Consider the following 15,223-nt stretch of genomic DNA (forward strand, 5'->3'; position numbering starts at 1 on the left):
GTACATCTTCTTCAACAGACGCTTGCCTGGTACACAAAGTAAAAATTGCCCTGCACTCGCTATCTACTCTTTGTTTTCACATCGCACGGGGCTAAAACAGGCCCTGACCGCTCCTATACATGGCCAGTTCCTCTCGCCCCCCTAAAAAGAAAGGGGCTTTTATACCTTTTTAAAAAACTGCGGCAAATATTTTTTATGGGCTTCCAGCATTTCATCTAAAATTTGTTTGGCCACTTTATCAGATGGTACAAGCGGATTAATTGTCATCGCAAGCAGCGCTTTATGATAATCACCTGTTACTGCAGCCTCAATTGTTACACGTTCAAACGATTTAATTTGCTGTACTAAACCGCGAACTGGTACTGGTAAGTCACCAACCGCAATTGGTTTTGGGCCATCCTTTGTAATTACACAGTTTACTTCAACTGCAGAGTCAGCTGGCAAACTTGCGATTGCACCGTTATTTCTTGTATTTACAGGCTGAATATCACCTTTATTGTTATAAATAGACGTAATTAAACTACAGGCAGCATCGCTATAATATGCGCCGCCACGTTTTTCTAATTGCGGTGGTTTACTATCTAAATTCGGATCTTTATACAGTTCAAACAAATCATTCTCTAACTTTTTCACCACTTCTGCACGTGTACCATTTTTTAGTGACGCTTGCTTTTCTTCTTCTAACATTTCGCGTGTTTTGTAGTAATAACGGTGGTATGGGCATGGAATTGCCCGAAGCGCGCGAATGAAATCAGGTTCCCAATCAAGCGCTGCAATATTTCGCATCGTAATTTGTTTCTCTGGATCGGTCACGAATTCGAGCACACGGTCCATGACGCTCACACCATCTACATACACATCTAGTCCGTACACCATATGATTTAAGCCTGCAAAATCAACGTGTACACGGCTTGGATCTACATCGAGAATCTTTGCTAATTCCATACGAATCCCAATCGGAACGTTGCATAGCCCAACGACTTTTTGAATGTTTGTATAGCGAAGAATCGCTTCTGTTACCATGCCCGCTGGATTTGTGAAATTGATTAACCATGCGTTTGGACAAAGCTCCTCTATGTCTTTACAAATAGCTAAAATAACCGGAATCGTTCGTAAAGCTTTAAATAAACCGCCAGGACCATTTGTCTCCTGACCGATTACATCATACTTTAACGGAATGGCTTCGTCTTTTCCGCGCGCTGCTAATAAACCAACACGAAACTGCGTTGTCACAAAGTCCGCATCTTTTAACGCTTCGCGGCGATCTAGCGTCAGATGAATATCAATTGGTACTCCTGCCTTTTTCACCATACGCCTTGCTAAGTTACCAACAATCTCTAACTTTTCTTTTCCTTCTTCCACATCAATTAACCAAATTTCCCGAACAGGAAGTTCATGATAGCGCTTAATAAAACCTTCAATCAACTCCGGCGTATAGCTAGAGCCACCGCCAATTGTTGCAATTTTTATCCCACGCATGCGACATGTTCTCCTTTCGCATTAATTTCTTATTCAGTGTCTTACTACCATTTCTGCTTTTTCTCCTCTTGCTTCTGATTGTATGAGCTCATGTTGGAAATGATGCGCTTCATTCATCGTTCCCCAGACTTATTTAGTTAAAGTAATAAAAAAATACGCCAAGTTCATTTCACACTCGGCGTACTTTTCTACTCTTTCCTATTTAAGGTGATTATTTAACCCATCAATCTTTTTCTTCCAATACATTGTCATTGCAAACCATATCATGAAGTAAATGATAATGAAGCTTCCTACACAAATGAGAATGGCACTTGCGTGATTAGGAACCCACCCCATCCATATTGCCGCCGGAAGAAATGTTCCTAGTAATATAATGAAATGAATGGTTGTTTGCTTTAACAAGCTCCATTCTTCCCTCTCAAAAACAAAAGAAGCAACAGAGAAGATTATCCCAATTATATTTGCTGCAACAAGTTGAATTAACAATGTCCTTATCTCTATTGTCTCCATCCCATTTGCATAACCGATCCCCAAAAATAATAAGCTATAAAACATCGCCATCCCCATACCAGCTGCCAACTTTGCACCTATTCTATCCATCATCATACTAACCTCCTATATTCAAAACTTCTTTAATAAGCGGAACATATTTTCGCGAGACGTACTCTTTCATCCCATTTGAAAAATGAGCACACATGCTGCCACTAAACGACATTTCAAAACTTTTCACATGCTTTATATTTGCAATTGTCGATTTTGAGAACCTAACAAATCCTTCTCGCTGTAAGGTACTCTCTAATTCATACAATCTGTGTTTTACTTCAAGGTTTCCTTTTGTCGTTTGGGCAAATACCTTTCTGCCTTCCGAATAGAACCAATATATTTCCTTACACTCCAATAAATAAAACTGTTGATCTTCTATCCCAACAATTTGCTTGATTGTCCCCCCTTCTAATATTTTTAAAATGTGCTGAATATCTTCTGTCATTTCCTTCGTCCTTATCACGATTTCTAGTTCTTCATGTGCTGGGTCTAAATCAATATGAATCTTCATATCAGCCCCCCTTACTACTTCATTTTTACATAAATGTGGAAAAAATAAATGGATATGTACATAAGTGGTCCCGTTATTTGTTTAACTTGGCGTTTTCGGCGCATAAAGTGAAACTTCCATCAGCGGGGAGCTCCCCCCACCGATGGAAAGCTCTCACCAATCGGGCTTTTACGGGCAGTTTTCTTCCCGGCTCTTCTCCAGCCTTTACTGCCCGCGAATAGCGGAATAAAAAAGACCTTGCATACGCAAGGCCTATTTCCCCTCTAACATCTTCCTATATAAATCAACAAACTCACTCGCCAATTCCTTCATTGTTATAGCATTCATAAGGTGATCCTGTGCGTGAACGAACAGTAATGTAAGTTCGACCTTTTCGCCGCCTGCCTCTTGTTGAATCAATGTTGTTTGTAAGCGATGCGCTTCCTTTAACTCGCTGTCTGCTTCTTGCAATTTTCCGTCCGCTTCGGAAAGCTTTCCTTGTTTCGCAAATTGAATTGCCTCCATCGCTGAGCTTCTCGCATTTCCCCCGTGTAAAATTAGATGAAAAGCCGTTGTCTCTATCGTATCCATTTCCCTCTATTGCTCCCCCCTTTCTTCTTCCTGCTTTTGCTTATCCCACATTTTTAAGAATGGGAAATAGATGAAAAAAGCTAAGAAGAAGTTTACTAGCTGCATCACAACACCTGAAACCTTACCACCCGTTGCTAAATAGCCGCTAAATAGAATCGGTGTTGTCCACGGTACAGCTGCGCCGCTTGGCCGCGCCACAAGGCCCCATTCCATCGCAAAATATGTCACAATCGTTAAAACAAGAGGAACAAGAATAAATGGAATAAGAAGAAGGGGATTTAATACAATTGGCATTCCAAATGTCACCATCTCATTAATATTAAAAATACCTGGTCCAATAGATAACCGGCCTAAACTTTTTAATTGCTGACTTCGTGCGAATAGTAACATCGCTACGACAAGTGCGAGCGTTGCTCCAGAACCGCCCATATAAATCCATAAATCAAAAAATTGCTGCGTAATTGTATTTGGTACATCTTGCCCAGCTTGAAAGGCGACGCGGTTTTGATCCATTAATGAGAGCCAAATTGGCCCCATCACTCCGCCGACAATTGCCGCTCCGTGAATCCCGCATGCCCACAATACTTGAATAAGAATAATCGCAACCACAGCTCCAAATAAGCTAGCACCAAGTGCACTAAGCGGCGCTTGTAGCAATTGTCCCACAATATTATGAATACTTCCAAATGAAGTATGTTCTAGAATTAGCCGTATAATCCATACAACAGTAATTACAACAAAACCAGGAATCAGTGCAATAAATGAACGCGACACGGCTGGCGGTACTGTTTCTGGCATTTTAATTACAATATTTCTCTGTATAATAACACGGTATATTTCTGTAGATATAAGTGCTAAAATCATCGCCACAAATAAACCTTGGCTGCCAGTAAGTACAGCCGGAATCACACCTTCTACCAAAATACTTTCCTTCGTCGCTTCTACAATATGAGTAACTTGAAATGGTGTTGCTAATAAGAAGGACACAAGCGACAACGCCCCTGACGCTAATGCATCTACTTTATATTGTTCCGCCAGTCTGTAAGCGATTCCAAAAGAGGCTATTAAAGACATAATATTAAACGTAGCACTTACCGGATACCCTAATGATTTTTGCCAGCCAGGTCCAAATAAATTGGCCATAAACTCATTATACCCAGGTATCGGCAACGCACTAATGATTAAGAAAAATGATCCGATAATTAAGAAAGGCATCGTTAAAATAATTCCGTCTCGAACAGCTTGTAAGTGACGCTGCTCTGCAACTCTTCCCGCTACAGGCATAACGTATCTTTCTAAAAACCCCGTCATTCTCTCCACTCTCCTTATGCCTTCATTGACAATGCTGCTTGTAACACCGCTTCCCCATTACAAAGTCCGTAGTGCATAGGTTGAATGACATTAACAGGTACTCCTTTTTCTTTACAGAGCTCTTGCATTTTCGGTAATAAATAGCGCACTTGCGGGCCGAGTAATAATACATCCGCTTCATCAATATGATTACGCACTTCCGACCCGGACACAGCCCAAATTCTAGCTTCTATCCCTTGCGCCTCTGCTGCTCTCTCCATCTTTGTTACAAGCAAACTCGTTGACATACCAGCAGCGCAGCAAAGCAAAATGTTCATATGATGCCCCCTTTCTCATTAGCTATTTCCAGCTACCCATAAGGTTAAGCTAACCTATATATATGTCTAGGGGAATTCTCATATGACGAGCATATAAACAAAAATTCTCTATGCTAAATTCGCTTTATTTCTCTTCATTAATTATGAGTTCTTACGGTGTAAATACAATTCGGCTTACTATTCCGTAAATCGTATGAAAAAGTGTCCATAACCATATAAAAGAGGTAACCTTTTTCAGATTACCTCTTTTTCTTTATTGTTATAGATAGAATGAAGTTATCCAATCACTATGAATGGATTTTACACACTTTCTTTTGCCGGCCGATATAATGCTTGTACGAGACGATCATATTCACGCCTTGTAATTTCTTTATTATATAGCTTTAACAATAAATCTTTATGCTCTTTCGAAAATGCCATTTTTTTAATGATTTCTGGATACATGAAAACTTTCCCCTCCGTTTCATGAATAAGACTAAACCCAGTAAACATTAGCGTTTCTGACTTGTATAGTTTGTAAAAACCAATCAAAAAGAACTTATGTTCGCATAAGAATTATAAAATATTTTTCTTCAAAGTACAATTCTAAAATATATATTCTTCTCTTTATTTATTCTCTAAAGATTCCAACATTATAATATCATAATCTTCTCTAAAGTACATACATATTTTTTGTCACTTTTTTGAATAAATTTCCCATAACGGTAAGAAAATAATGGCAAAAAAGAAGAGGAGTAGACATATGGATACTGTTACATTATCGCGCGCTTTCTTTGGATCATCGTTAGCCTTCCATATTATTTTTGCAACGCTAGGAATCGGGCTTTCCTTAATGATTTTTATAAGTGAAGTATTATATCACTGGAAAAAGGACCCCGATTACTCTGTGATGGCAAAAAGATGGACGAAAGCATTTGCGATTCTTCTTGGTGTTGCCATTCCAACAGGAACAATTGTGGGCGTCCAAATTTCCTTACTTTGGCCTGGCTTTGCGAAGATTGTCGGACAAGTCATTTCCGTCCCGTTTCAAATTGAAATTTTCGCCTTCTTCCTAGAAGCATTGTTCATGTCTATTTATGTGTATGCTGCAGATAAATTGCCACCATTCATGCGATTAGTATCGCTCTTTTTTGTGATGTTCGGAGCAACTGCATCTGCGGTACTTATTACATCGGCAAACACATGGATGAATACACCAGCCGGATTTTCAATGGCCGCAGACGGCTCGGTCTATAATGTCGATCCTTGGAAAGCCTTTTTTAATCCAAGCTTCTTCACAAGCTCTATTCATGTCGTCATTACAGCTTATGCAACAGGAGCTGCTGTCATCGCTTCGATCGCCGGTTTTAAATTATTAAAACGAAATAAAAGTGCACAGGAGATTACCTATCATAAAAAAGGACTATATTTAGGTTTAACCGTCACATTTATTGCAGGTGCAATTATGTGGCTTTCTGGACATGAATCTGCGATTGCCCTGCATGAGCATTCACCAGAGAAATTAGCAGCAGCAGAAGCATTATATCAGACACAATCACATGCACCGCTAGCTGTTGGCGGCGTACTTGATCCAGAAACAAACAAATTAAAATACGCCATTGAATTTCCAAATCTGCTGAGCATGTTAGTTGGTTTTTCTCCAAGTACAGTTGTAAAAGGATTAAATGAATTTCCACAAGAAACATGGCCACCTTTTTACACTCATTTATTCTTTGACTTAATGGTCGGAACAGCTACATATACATTTGCCGTCGCTGCAATTGCTCTTGGATATTGGTACTTCATTTACCGAAAAAAAGGAGGACAATTGCCGAAATGGATGCTGTGGGCCACTGCGGCGTGCGGTCCGATTATGCTTCTTGGCATTGAATTTGGTTGGATTTTCAGCTGCAGCGGCCGGCAGCCTTGGACAATTTATGGATTTCAGCGGACGACAGATGCTGCCACGCGCGCTGATTTTGTCGGACCATTATTTATCGTATTTGTCGTCCTTTACATCGCACTTGGTGCATTAACTATCTTCGTATTACGAACATTCTTTAAGCGCCATCCATTAAAGAACGACTTACAACCGAACAGGGGGGATTCACATGCATGAAGCAAGTATCGCTATTATCATTCTCTGGGCCGTCATTTTTGTATACAGCATTTTAGGCTCCATTGATTTCGGAGCCGGCTTTTGGGGGATGGTGTATGCAAAGCATCCAACACTTGCTGGAAAACTTGCGAATCGCTATTTGTCTCCAACGTGGGAAGTTACGAATACATTTCTAGTCTTTGTCGTTGTAGCGTTTCTCGGCTTCTTTCCAAAGGCTGCATTTACACTTGCAACAGCAATGTTTGTACCTGTTACCTTAATTCTCATTCTCGTTGCCATTCGCAGTACCTTTATGGTCTTCGCTTACTCTGTGCCAAAATACGAACGTATATTGCGCACAATTTCAGGCATTACAGGTCTTTTAATTCCAGCTCTCTTAATTACAGTTCTCCCTGTAACAGAAGGAGCTTTCATTACGACTGCTAATGGGAAAGAAACGTTACTATATGGAAAGTTATTATCAAGCCCGGTCGTATATTGGTACATGCTCTTTGGCTTAACATCCGAACTCTTTTTATCAGCACTCTTTCTCGCCGACTTTGCTAGTGAACAAGGCTCTAAAGATACATATCGTCTCTATCGAAGAAATGCCATCTTACTCGGCCCTGCAACGCTTGTCACCGCTATCATCGCACTTGTCGTCATGGAACCGGAAACACATTGGCTCATGGAAGGTTTAATTAAACAGTTCCTATGGTTTACAATCTCAATTTTCTTTTTTATCATCGGCTATTCCTCACTTTGGTGGACGAACAAAAAACAAGGAATACTAGGCTGGCCGCGCATCGCTGTTCTTTCTGTCGTCGCCCAATATGGATTTGCAAGCTACGCTTACGGCGCCTCGCATCTTCCATATATTATTTATCCAGACGTGACGGTTTTCACAAGCTTTACAACGACAGAAACATTTTATGCACTGCTCGTCCTCTATGCAATCGGTATCGCAATTTTATTACCAGGCTTCATCTTCTTCTGGAACTTATTCTTGAAAGATCGGTCATTTTTAAAGTGAAACGAATGGTTCACTGCAGAGGCTGCGGACGCCCTTTAGGCAACAAATAAGCAAGCCACTGGCACGCAAAACAAAATAGGACCTTTACTCGCTCCCGTCCACCTAAAAAGAGTTTTCTGTCGGTTATATTATAAAAATTCTTAGTCAAACATCATCTACCACGAAATAAGCAGCATATTTCTCTCCACATTTACCTACTAAAAGAAAATTAGGTAAATGCACGCAGCAACTTTTCTCTTATAAATACCTAATAGGCACATACTGAATATGTGCCTATTTTCATTCAAAATTCCCGATATGCTATGTCTTTTCCCTAAAGTATTAAACGTACATATTTATAATAGTTAGTGTAATACCCCAAACCTTCTTTTAACACTTTGAATATGATTAAGTATAAAGTATCGGACAAGTTGAAATGCTCTTGTTCAAACTAAGCACTCAAGAAGGGTAGGCTAGCTATGGGTATTGAAATTTGGATTACGGTTATTGTTTTTCTTCTTACCATGACCATCGTCTTTTGGCGACCAGGCGGATTAAATGAAGCATGGCCAGCTGCAATCGGGGCGGGAATTATCATTATTACTGGACTCGTTTCACGCAGTGACATTGCTGATATTATTAGTAAAATCGGCGGCGCCTCTATTACCATTATCGCCACAATTGTTATGGCTGTTATATTAGAAAGTTTTGGTTTCTTCCACTGGGCAGCAGCCAGACTCGCCAACTTAGCAAAAGGCTCCGGGCATCGCTTATATTGGTACATTCAATTACTCTGTTTTCTTATGACGTTATTGTTTAATAACGATGGTAGTATTTTAATTACAACACCAATTTTAATTTTACTTCTAAAAAACCTCCAATTAAAACCACATCAACAAATTCCATATTTATTAAGCGGCGCATTGATTGCAACAGCTTCTAGTGCTCCAATTGGCGTTAGTAATATTGTAAATTTAATCGCACTAAATATCGTTCATATGACGCTCTATATGCATACAGCAATGATGTTTGTACCTGCAACGTTAGGACTTATTTTTATGTCATGGCTCATGTATATGGTTGTGAGAAAGAAATTACCGAAACAACTACCAAACTCCGCTTACGACATTGAAGAAGTCTTTTTCACAAAACACTTTCATCCATTAAAAGGGAAAGGTTCTATTGATACAAAAAGTAAACGCACAAAATTTATGTTAAAAGTGTTACTGTTTGTCTTCCTTATGCGTTGTCTCCTTTTCGTTGCCTCATTCCTTTCCATTCCGATTGAGATTGTCGCTGTAATTGGCTCTCTCGTTCTCCTCATCTGGAGATGGTACTATTTACGAACAAACCCAGTCGATATATTAAAAAAGACACCATGGCATATTCTCATTTTCGCTTTTTCCATGTACGTTATTATTTACGGGCTTCATAACGCTGGATTAACAGCTTGGCTTGTACAAGTATGCGAACCAGTTGTCAATCAGAGTTTATTATATGCCAGCTTTACCATGGGGGGACTCGTTTCACTTCTATCAAACATCTTTAACAACCATCCTGCCTTAATGATCGGAACGATTACCTTAACAGAAATGGGATTAGATCCGATTACCCTCAAAACCATCTACCTTGCAAACATCATTGGTAGCGACATGGGATCATTGTTATTACCAATCGGTACACTCGCTTCTCTTATTTGGATGTATATCTTAAAGCAAAATAAAATTAAAGTAAAATGGAAAGATTACTTGAGCGTCTCCTTAATTGTCATTCCACTCACCACAATCGTAACCCTCTTCCTCTTATTCTACTGGGTACAACTCGTCTTCGCTCGTTAACTTATCAAACGAAACAAAATCCCCCTGCTCTCGCTCAGCAGGGGGATAATTATCTGTATTGGGTTAGGTAGTAAAAGCTGCATAGAAAGGTACTTTCTATTTTGAGATTTCAACATAGAAACCGCTGCTTCATAAAGTCTTAATCTCAAAACTTAACCATGTAGAAAATATAATTTCTAAAGATATCATAACTATTGCCACTATTACTGGGCTAAAAATAATTCCTACTATAAAAGCTGCGAAAGAAACAACGATAGCCATTACAAAGTACGCCTTAGATTTATATAACCATCCAAAAGGTAATAAATGCGCTCCAAATATTACTGCTAATATCATAACCATTTTTTCAGGAGCCGCTTGATAAATCCACATTGCAATTAAAATATATAAGAATTGATTACAAGAAAATAATATCCCTAAATTGTTTAACGAATTATCTTTCGTTGAAAATTCTGCTTTAATTAATTTAGACATCATAAAAGCAATTGGTAAAAGCGTTGCAGTAATACAAAATGTTAATAAGTTTTTTGTCGATACCTCTTTTATCGGAAGTAGCCATACTACTAAGATAGCACTCCAGATAATGATTGAAGCCAGAATAAAATGTAATCCTCGTTTACCTCTTACCTCTTACCTCTTACCTCTTACCTCTTACCTCTATATTCTCTCTTAATCTATCTAATTCCAATACCCCATCCCCTTTTCATAACATATAACAAACAAACCAAATATTGGTTATTCCGCATATTCATTATATAGCATTTTAACTAATTTTACATTTTTCACAATATTAGGACTATATAATGTGATTTTCCCCCTCCAAATCGTCTTTCTATATAAAGCATTCTCAATAGAACAACAAATCCCCCTGCTCTCGCTCAGCAGGGGGATAATTATCTATATTAGGTTAGGCACACATGATCATAGATGAAAAGGTGTTCAGAAAGGTGCTTTCTATATAAATCTATTTATAAGCCACCGGCGCACAAATCAAAACCGGACATCCACTCTTTCTCTCTCTTTGTTTTAAACTTCGCACGTGGCAGGAAAAGGCACTGACCGCGTCTATCCATGGCCAGACGCTCTCGCCAACCCCAAAAAGAAAGGTTTTTTATTTCAGTTTTTCTACTTATCTATACAACTGACTACCCGTTTCCTTAAACTCTTCTGCTTTTTCTTTCATACCTCGCTCAATTGCTTCTGTTGTTTCTAAATCATTCTCCTTCACATACTCGCGAATATCATGAGAAATTCTCATACTGCAAAATTTCGGACCACACATAGAGCAGAAATGCGCCGTCTTTGCTCCTTCTGCTGGCAACGTTTCATCGTGATATTCCATTGCGCGTTCAGGGTCTAATGATAAATGAAATTGATCACGCCAGCGGAATTCAAAGCGCGCTTTGGAAAGAGCGTCATCGCGCTGATGTGCTGTTTTATGACCTTTTGCAAGGTCAGCAGCATGCGCGGCAATTTTATATGTAATAACACCTTCACGAACGTCATCTTTGTTTGGTAAGCCAAGATGTTCTTTCGGTGTTACATAGCAAAGCATTGCTGTACCGAACCAGCCGATCATCGCTGCCCCAATTGCCGAAGTAATATGATCATAACCAGGTGCAATATCTGTCGTTAACGGTCCAAGCGTATAAAACGGTGCACCGTGACAAATCTCAAGTTCTTTATCCATATTTTCTTTAATTAAATGCATCGGTACATGTCCTGGCCCCTCAATCATCACTTGGATATCATGCTTCCAAGCAATTTTCGTAAGCTCTCCTAATGTTTCAAGCTCAGAAAATTGTGCTTCGTCGTTTGCATCCGCAATCGAACCAGGGCGTAATCCATCTCCAAGAGAGAAGGAAACGTCGTACTTCTTCATAATTTCACAAATTTCCTCAAAGTGTGTATATAAGAAGTTTTCTTGATGATGGTATAAACACCACTGTGCCATAATTGAACCACCGCGTGAGACAATTCCTGTTACACGCTTTGCTGTAAGCGGAATGTAACGAAGCAGCACGCCAGCATGAATGGTAAAGTAATCTACCCCTTGCTCCGCTTGTTCAATTAGCGTATCACGGTATACTTCCCACGTTAAATCTTCCGCAATTCCGTTTACCTTTTCAAGCGCTTGATAAATCGGCACTGTTCCAACTGGTACAGGCGCATTACGAATAATCCACTCACGCGTCGTATGAATGTTTTTCCCAGTAGAAAGGTCCATAATTGTATCAGCACCCCAGCGCGTTGCCCACGTCATCTTCTCAACTTCTTCAGCAATAGAGGATGAAACAGCTGAATTCCCAATATTCGCATTTACTTTCACATGAAAGTTGCGGCCAATAATCATCGGTTCTGCTTCCGGGTGATTAATATTTGCGGGTAAAATAGCACGACCTTCAGCGATTTCCTTTCGCACAAATTCTGGCTCCACACCTTCGCGAATTGCTACATATTCCATCTCTGGCGTGATGATGCCTTTACGCGCATAATGCATTTGCGTGACGTTTAACCCGTCTTTTGCACGAAGCGGCTTCCGTCCCATTTGCGGAAATACAGGCGTATGTTCAGACGCTGCTTTCACCCCATCATCTTCCGGTTTCACTTCACGGCCTTCATACTCTTCTACATCTCCCCGTTCCATGATCCAACAGCGGCGCGGCGTTGGAACTCCCTTTTCTAACTCCACTTTATAATTAGGGTCCGTATAAGGACCACTCGTATCATACACACGAATAGCCGGGTTTGGTACACCATTTGTATCACTTTGTGCAATCTCACGCATTGGTACTTTTATATCTTTGCGCGTACCTTCTACATATACCTTCTTGCTTCCTGGTAAACTTGACTTTAGTTCAATTTGCTCAGCTGAAACAGATTGTTTCATCATTTTTTCCTCCCCTGTGTCTTCACTTTTCTTTAGATCCAGTTTCGCCTCCTAGACCCTTCCGTCTAAGAACCTTCCGCACGAGAAAACAAAAAGCGCTTTCTGTGCGAAAGAACCTTAGCCGACGGGTCTAAACAGTCGGCTCCACCTTTCTTACGACAAGGACGAGAACTAGCGGCTAGCAATGCCAAATAAAAAAGCCAGGTCCATCATAAAGAATAGGACCTGGCAACATAAGACATTGTTATGTAGAGCCGACAACTTCCCTCCGCTGGTACAAACCAGATCAGGTCCAAAGGGTTAAGAAGCTTCAACACGCTTCTCTCTCAGCCCGGCACTACCAGGCACCCCCAGTTTATCACTGATTAAATTTTTACTACGCTCCTATCATACATCATTGTCTAACAATTGCAAAGTATTTACATTTTTTTCACTAAAAAAATAGTTATTTCACTTAGTCCAAGCCGAATCTGCACTTCATACATATATAATATAAGCCGGTGTATGACATACGTCTTGTACAGAAATTTCGCTTTAAGAACAGGGGTGAAAGAGTTGATTAGCCTACAATCCACCATAACCATACTCGCCTTTCTCGGAACTACACTCATCATCTTTTGGCGACCAAAAGGAATGAACGAAGCAATTCCAGCAACAGTTGGGGCAATAATTGTCATTTTAAGCGGCGCCGTTTCTTTTACCGACTTAGGTGATATTAGCTCAAAAATTATTGGCGCTGCCATAACAATTATGGCTACCATTGTTATGGCTATTGTACTAGAGAGTTTTGGTTTTTTTCACTGGTGTGCCGTTCAACTTGCGAAAAAAGCAAAAAACTCTGGTATTCGCCTGTTTTGGTATACAAATCTTCTATGTTTTCTCATGACATTATTCTTCAATAACGATGGTAGCATCTTAATTACAACTCCCATTTTACTGCTTTTGTTACACCATTTACGACTTACACATGATCAAAAAATACCTTACTTAATAAGCGGTGCACTCATTGCCACTGCCTCAAGTGCACCGATTGGCGTAAGCAATATTGTAAATTTAATCGCCTTAAAAATTGTCCATATGGATTTATATATGCATACAGCAATGATGTTTGTGCCTGCCACTTTAGGTCTCCTCTTTATGGCGTCCTTATTATTCCTCATCTATCAGAAACAATTACCGAAAACACTCTCGGTCTTACCGATACATTTAGATGAAAATTTCGTAAAAAAGTCCTTTCATCCGCTGCAACCACGACCCGAAATAGCTAAAAATCGCACGCGAACACGATTTATGTTTAGAATTCTATTATTTGTTTTATGCGTTCGTATCAGTTTGTTTATCGCATCGTACTTTCAATTTTCTATCGCCGTCACAGCAGTCATTGGCTCTGTTATTTTACTTGGTTGGAGATGGTATAAACTGCGCATCCCTCCGATTGATATGATTAAAAAAACACCTTGGCATGTGCTGGTGTTCGCATTTTCTATGTACGTAATTGTATATGGACTTCATAACATCGGTTTAACTGAACTGCTCGTTACGAAACTTCATCCACTCGTCACCAGTAGTTTATTTCATGCCAGCTTTATTATGGGAGGCTTAATCTCTGTCCTCTCTAACATTTTTAATAACCATCCTACCTTAATGATTGGTACGATCGCTCTTACCGAAATGGGACTAGATCCGATCACATTGAAAACGATTTATCTTGCGAACATTATCGGTAGTGACATGGGTTCACTACTACTCCCAATCGGTACATTAGCAACTTTAATGTGGATGTTTATTACAAGGAAAGGAAAAGTAAATATCAGCTGGGGCACGTATATGAAAGCTACATTCGTCGTCATTCCGCCAACTGTCATTTTCACGCTACTTTGCTTATATTATTGGGTTACATTTATCTTTGCAGCTTAAAAGTTAGAAGAAGAAACGTATGTAATTACAAGAAAGGAGATTACTATGCTTCATTTACAAAAATATATCAATCAACCCGTGCAAGTAATGCTGTCTGGAGACCTTCCATTTGAAGGGATTATGATTGATAAAGGATCAGATATTATTGTATTGTACGATGGAGAAAAATACATGTATATCTCTAGTTTACACATTCAATATTTAACTCCATCCATAGAATCCTTACACTTTGAAAATCTCACAATTCCAGAATGTTTACTACCACAAGATATAATATCAACCGAATCCACGATTTCACTTCGAAAAACACTACAAGTCGCAAAAGGACAATTTATTGAACTTGCACTATCATACGAACATTTTTTACATGGGTATGTCACTCATATTATGAATGATTATTTTGTCTTCCTCTCACCTGTCTATCAAACGTTATACGTCCCATTTCATCACGTGAAATACCTTATTCCGTATAAAGACACAGAAACACCTTACGGCTTAGAAAAAGAGAAACTATCACCCGCAGCATCAAAACTCACACTTGCCCGGACATTTTCTGAACAAATGAAAAAACTAAAACAACATATTGTATTACTTGATTTAGGCATACTAAATTACAAAGTTGGAAAATTAACGGCAGTGACTGACAGTCAAATTGAGCTCATTACAGCACGTAACCAGCATGTTCATTTCAATTTACACCATATTAAAACCGTTCATTTTCCATATCAAAATCTGAAATAATCAAAAAGGGGACCTCA

The 15,223-nt window shown here is 39.4% G+C and carries 14 protein-coding genes, 1 pseudogene and 1 riboswitch; of the genes and pseudogenes, 5 read left to right on the top strand and 10 right to left on the bottom strand.

Features of this window, described 5'->3' with window-relative positions; translation table 11 throughout:
- Nucleotides 1–159: 159 nt before the first annotated feature.
- The 8 genes and pseudogenes from MR076_RS01070 to MR076_RS01105 form a co-directional block, all read right to left on the bottom strand.
- Entirely contained in the window at nt 160–1,479 is a 1,320-nt protein-coding gene (locus tag MR076_RS01070; RefSeq protein WP_242216779.1) for a 6-phospho-beta-glucosidase, read from the bottom strand.
- A 42-nt stretch (nt 1,480–1,521) separates the two neighbouring features.
- Nucleotides 1,522–1,596: pseudogene (locus MR076_RS01075) on the bottom strand (PTS lactose/cellobiose transporter subunit IIA); the annotation flags it as partial.
- 81 nt (nt 1,597–1,677) lie between these two features.
- Nucleotides 1,678–2,082 carry a DUF3021 domain-containing protein gene (locus tag MR076_RS01080; RefSeq protein ID WP_242216781.1) on the bottom strand — a complete coding sequence of 135 codons (405 nt, stop codon included), beginning with the start codon at nt 2,080–2,082 and terminating at the stop codon, nt 1,678–1,680.
- 4 nt (nt 2,083–2,086) lie between these two features.
- Complete coding sequence (locus MR076_RS01085; protein WP_242216783.1) at nt 2,087–2,533, bottom strand: LytTR family DNA-binding domain-containing protein; 447 nt, start codon at nt 2,531–2,533, stop codon at nt 2,087–2,089.
- Between the two features lie 252 nt (nt 2,534–2,785).
- On the bottom strand, nt 2,786–3,103 hold the full coding sequence (locus MR076_RS01090; RefSeq protein ID WP_242216786.1) for a PTS lactose/cellobiose transporter subunit IIA: 318 nt from the start codon (nt 3,101–3,103) through the stop codon (nt 2,786–2,788).
- Nucleotides 3,104–3,109: 6 nt separating this feature from the next.
- A complete protein-coding gene (celB, locus tag MR076_RS01095; protein WP_242216787.1) occupies nt 3,110–4,414 on the bottom strand; it encodes a PTS cellobiose transporter subunit IIC in 1,305 nt (434 codons plus the stop codon).
- Nucleotides 4,415–4,428: 14 nt separating this feature from the next.
- Nucleotides 4,429–4,731 (bottom strand): PTS sugar transporter subunit IIB, encoded by a 303-nt coding sequence (locus MR076_RS01100; RefSeq protein WP_242216788.1) that lies wholly within the window; start codon nt 4,729–4,731, stop codon nt 4,429–4,431.
- A 300-nt stretch (nt 4,732–5,031) separates the two neighbouring features.
- Nucleotides 5,032–5,175, bottom strand: a complete 144-nt coding sequence (locus tag MR076_RS01105) for a hypothetical protein (RefSeq protein WP_242216789.1) — start codon at nt 5,173–5,175, stop codon at nt 5,032–5,034.
- Between the two features lie 298 nt (nt 5,176–5,473).
- On the opposite strand from MR076_RS01105, the gene MR076_RS01110 reads away from it, so the two are divergent.
- From MR076_RS01110 to MR076_RS01120, 3 genes are all read left to right on the top strand, one after another.
- Complete coding sequence (locus tag MR076_RS01110; RefSeq protein WP_242216790.1) at nt 5,474–6,829, top strand: cytochrome ubiquinol oxidase subunit I; 1,356 nt, start codon at nt 5,474–5,476, stop codon at nt 6,827–6,829.
- Nucleotides 6,822–7,841, top strand: a complete 1,020-nt coding sequence (locus tag MR076_RS01115) for a cytochrome d ubiquinol oxidase subunit II (RefSeq protein ID WP_242216791.1) — start codon at nt 6,822–6,824, stop codon at nt 7,839–7,841. The genes MR076_RS01110 and MR076_RS01115 overlap by 8 nt, the downstream gene beginning before the upstream one ends.
- A 458-nt stretch (nt 7,842–8,299) precedes the next feature.
- Nucleotides 8,300–9,658, top strand: a complete 1,359-nt coding sequence (locus tag MR076_RS01120; RefSeq protein ID WP_242216793.1) for an arsenic transporter — start codon at nt 8,300–8,302, stop codon at nt 9,656–9,658.
- Between the two features lie 129 nt (nt 9,659–9,787).
- Here MR076_RS01120 and MR076_RS01125 read toward each other — a convergent pair whose 3' ends face one another.
- Together MR076_RS01125 and thiC are read right to left on the bottom strand one after the other, a co-directional pair.
- Nucleotides 9,788–10,258 (bottom strand): DUF7010 family protein, encoded by a 471-nt coding sequence (locus MR076_RS01125; protein WP_396021634.1) that lies wholly within the window; start codon nt 10,256–10,258, stop codon nt 9,788–9,790.
- A gap of 529 nt (nt 10,259–10,787) precedes the next feature.
- Nucleotides 10,788–12,548: a phosphomethylpyrimidine synthase ThiC gene (gene thiC / locus MR076_RS01130; protein WP_242216798.1), complete on the bottom strand. Its 1,761-nt coding sequence runs from the start codon at nt 12,546–12,548 to the stop codon at nt 10,788–10,790.
- Between the two features lie 246 nt (nt 12,549–12,794).
- Nucleotides 12,795–12,910: riboswitch (TPP riboswitch) on the bottom strand.
- Nucleotides 12,911–13,106: 196 nt separating this feature from the next.
- On the opposite strand from thiC, the gene MR076_RS01135 reads away from it, so the two are divergent.
- Both MR076_RS01135 and MR076_RS01140 read left to right on the top strand, forming a co-directional pair.
- On the top strand, nt 13,107–14,465 hold the full coding sequence (locus tag MR076_RS01135; protein WP_242217011.1) for an arsenic transporter: 1,359 nt from the start codon (nt 13,107–13,109) through the stop codon (nt 14,463–14,465).
- A 45-nt stretch (nt 14,466–14,510) separates the two neighbouring features.
- Entirely contained in the window at nt 14,511–15,206 is a 696-nt protein-coding gene (locus MR076_RS01140; protein WP_242216800.1) for a DUF2642 domain-containing protein, read from the top strand.
- Nucleotides 15,207–15,223: the final 17 nt, after the last annotated feature.

The organism is Bacillus cereus group sp. BfR-BA-01380, from assembly GCF_022663535.1.
In the GTDB taxonomy this organism is placed as follows: domain Bacteria; phylum Bacillota; class Bacilli; order Bacillales; family Bacillaceae_G; genus Bacillus_A; species Bacillus_A cereus_BB.

Excerpts from the sequence above, each read along its gene's own strand:
- MR076_RS01100 (WP_242216788.1), bottom strand. The coding sequence starts at position 4,731 with ATGAACATTTTGCTTTGCTGCGCTGCTGGTATGTCAACGAGTTTGCTT.
- MR076_RS01085 (WP_242216783.1), bottom strand. The coding sequence starts at position 2,533 with ATGAAGATTCATATTGATTTAGACCCAGCACATGAAGAACTAGAAATC.
- MR076_RS01110 (WP_242216790.1), top strand. The coding sequence starts at position 5,474 with ATGGATACTGTTACATTATCGCGCGCTTTCTTTGGATCATCGTTAGCC.
- MR076_RS01115 (WP_242216791.1), top strand. The coding sequence starts at position 6,822 with ATGCATGAAGCAAGTATCGCTATTATCATTCTCTGGGCCGTCATTTTT.
- MR076_RS01070 (WP_242216779.1), bottom strand. The coding sequence starts at position 1,479 with ATGCGTGGGATAAAAATTGCAACAATTGGCGGTGGCTCTAGCTATACG.
- MR076_RS01140 (WP_242216800.1), top strand. The coding sequence starts at position 14,511 with ATGCTTCATTTACAAAAATATATCAATCAACCCGTGCAAGTAATGCTG.
- MR076_RS01090 (WP_242216786.1), bottom strand. The coding sequence starts at position 3,103 with ATGGATACGATAGAGACAACGGCTTTTCATCTAATTTTACACGGGGGA.
- MR076_RS01080 (WP_242216781.1), bottom strand. The coding sequence starts at position 2,082 with ATGATGGATAGAATAGGTGCAAAGTTGGCAGCTGGTATGGGGATGGCG.
- celB (WP_242216787.1), bottom strand. The coding sequence starts at position 4,414 with ATGACGGGGTTTTTAGAAAGATACGTTATGCCTGTAGCGGGAAGAGTT.
- MR076_RS01105 (WP_242216789.1), bottom strand. The coding sequence starts at position 5,175 with ATGTATCCAGAAATCATTAAAAAAATGGCATTTTCGAAAGAGCATAAA.
- MR076_RS01120 (WP_242216793.1), top strand. The coding sequence starts at position 8,300 with ATGGGTATTGAAATTTGGATTACGGTTATTGTTTTTCTTCTTACCATG.
- thiC (WP_242216798.1), bottom strand. The coding sequence starts at position 12,548 with ATGAAACAATCTGTTTCAGCTGAGCAAATTGAACTAAAGTCAAGTTTA.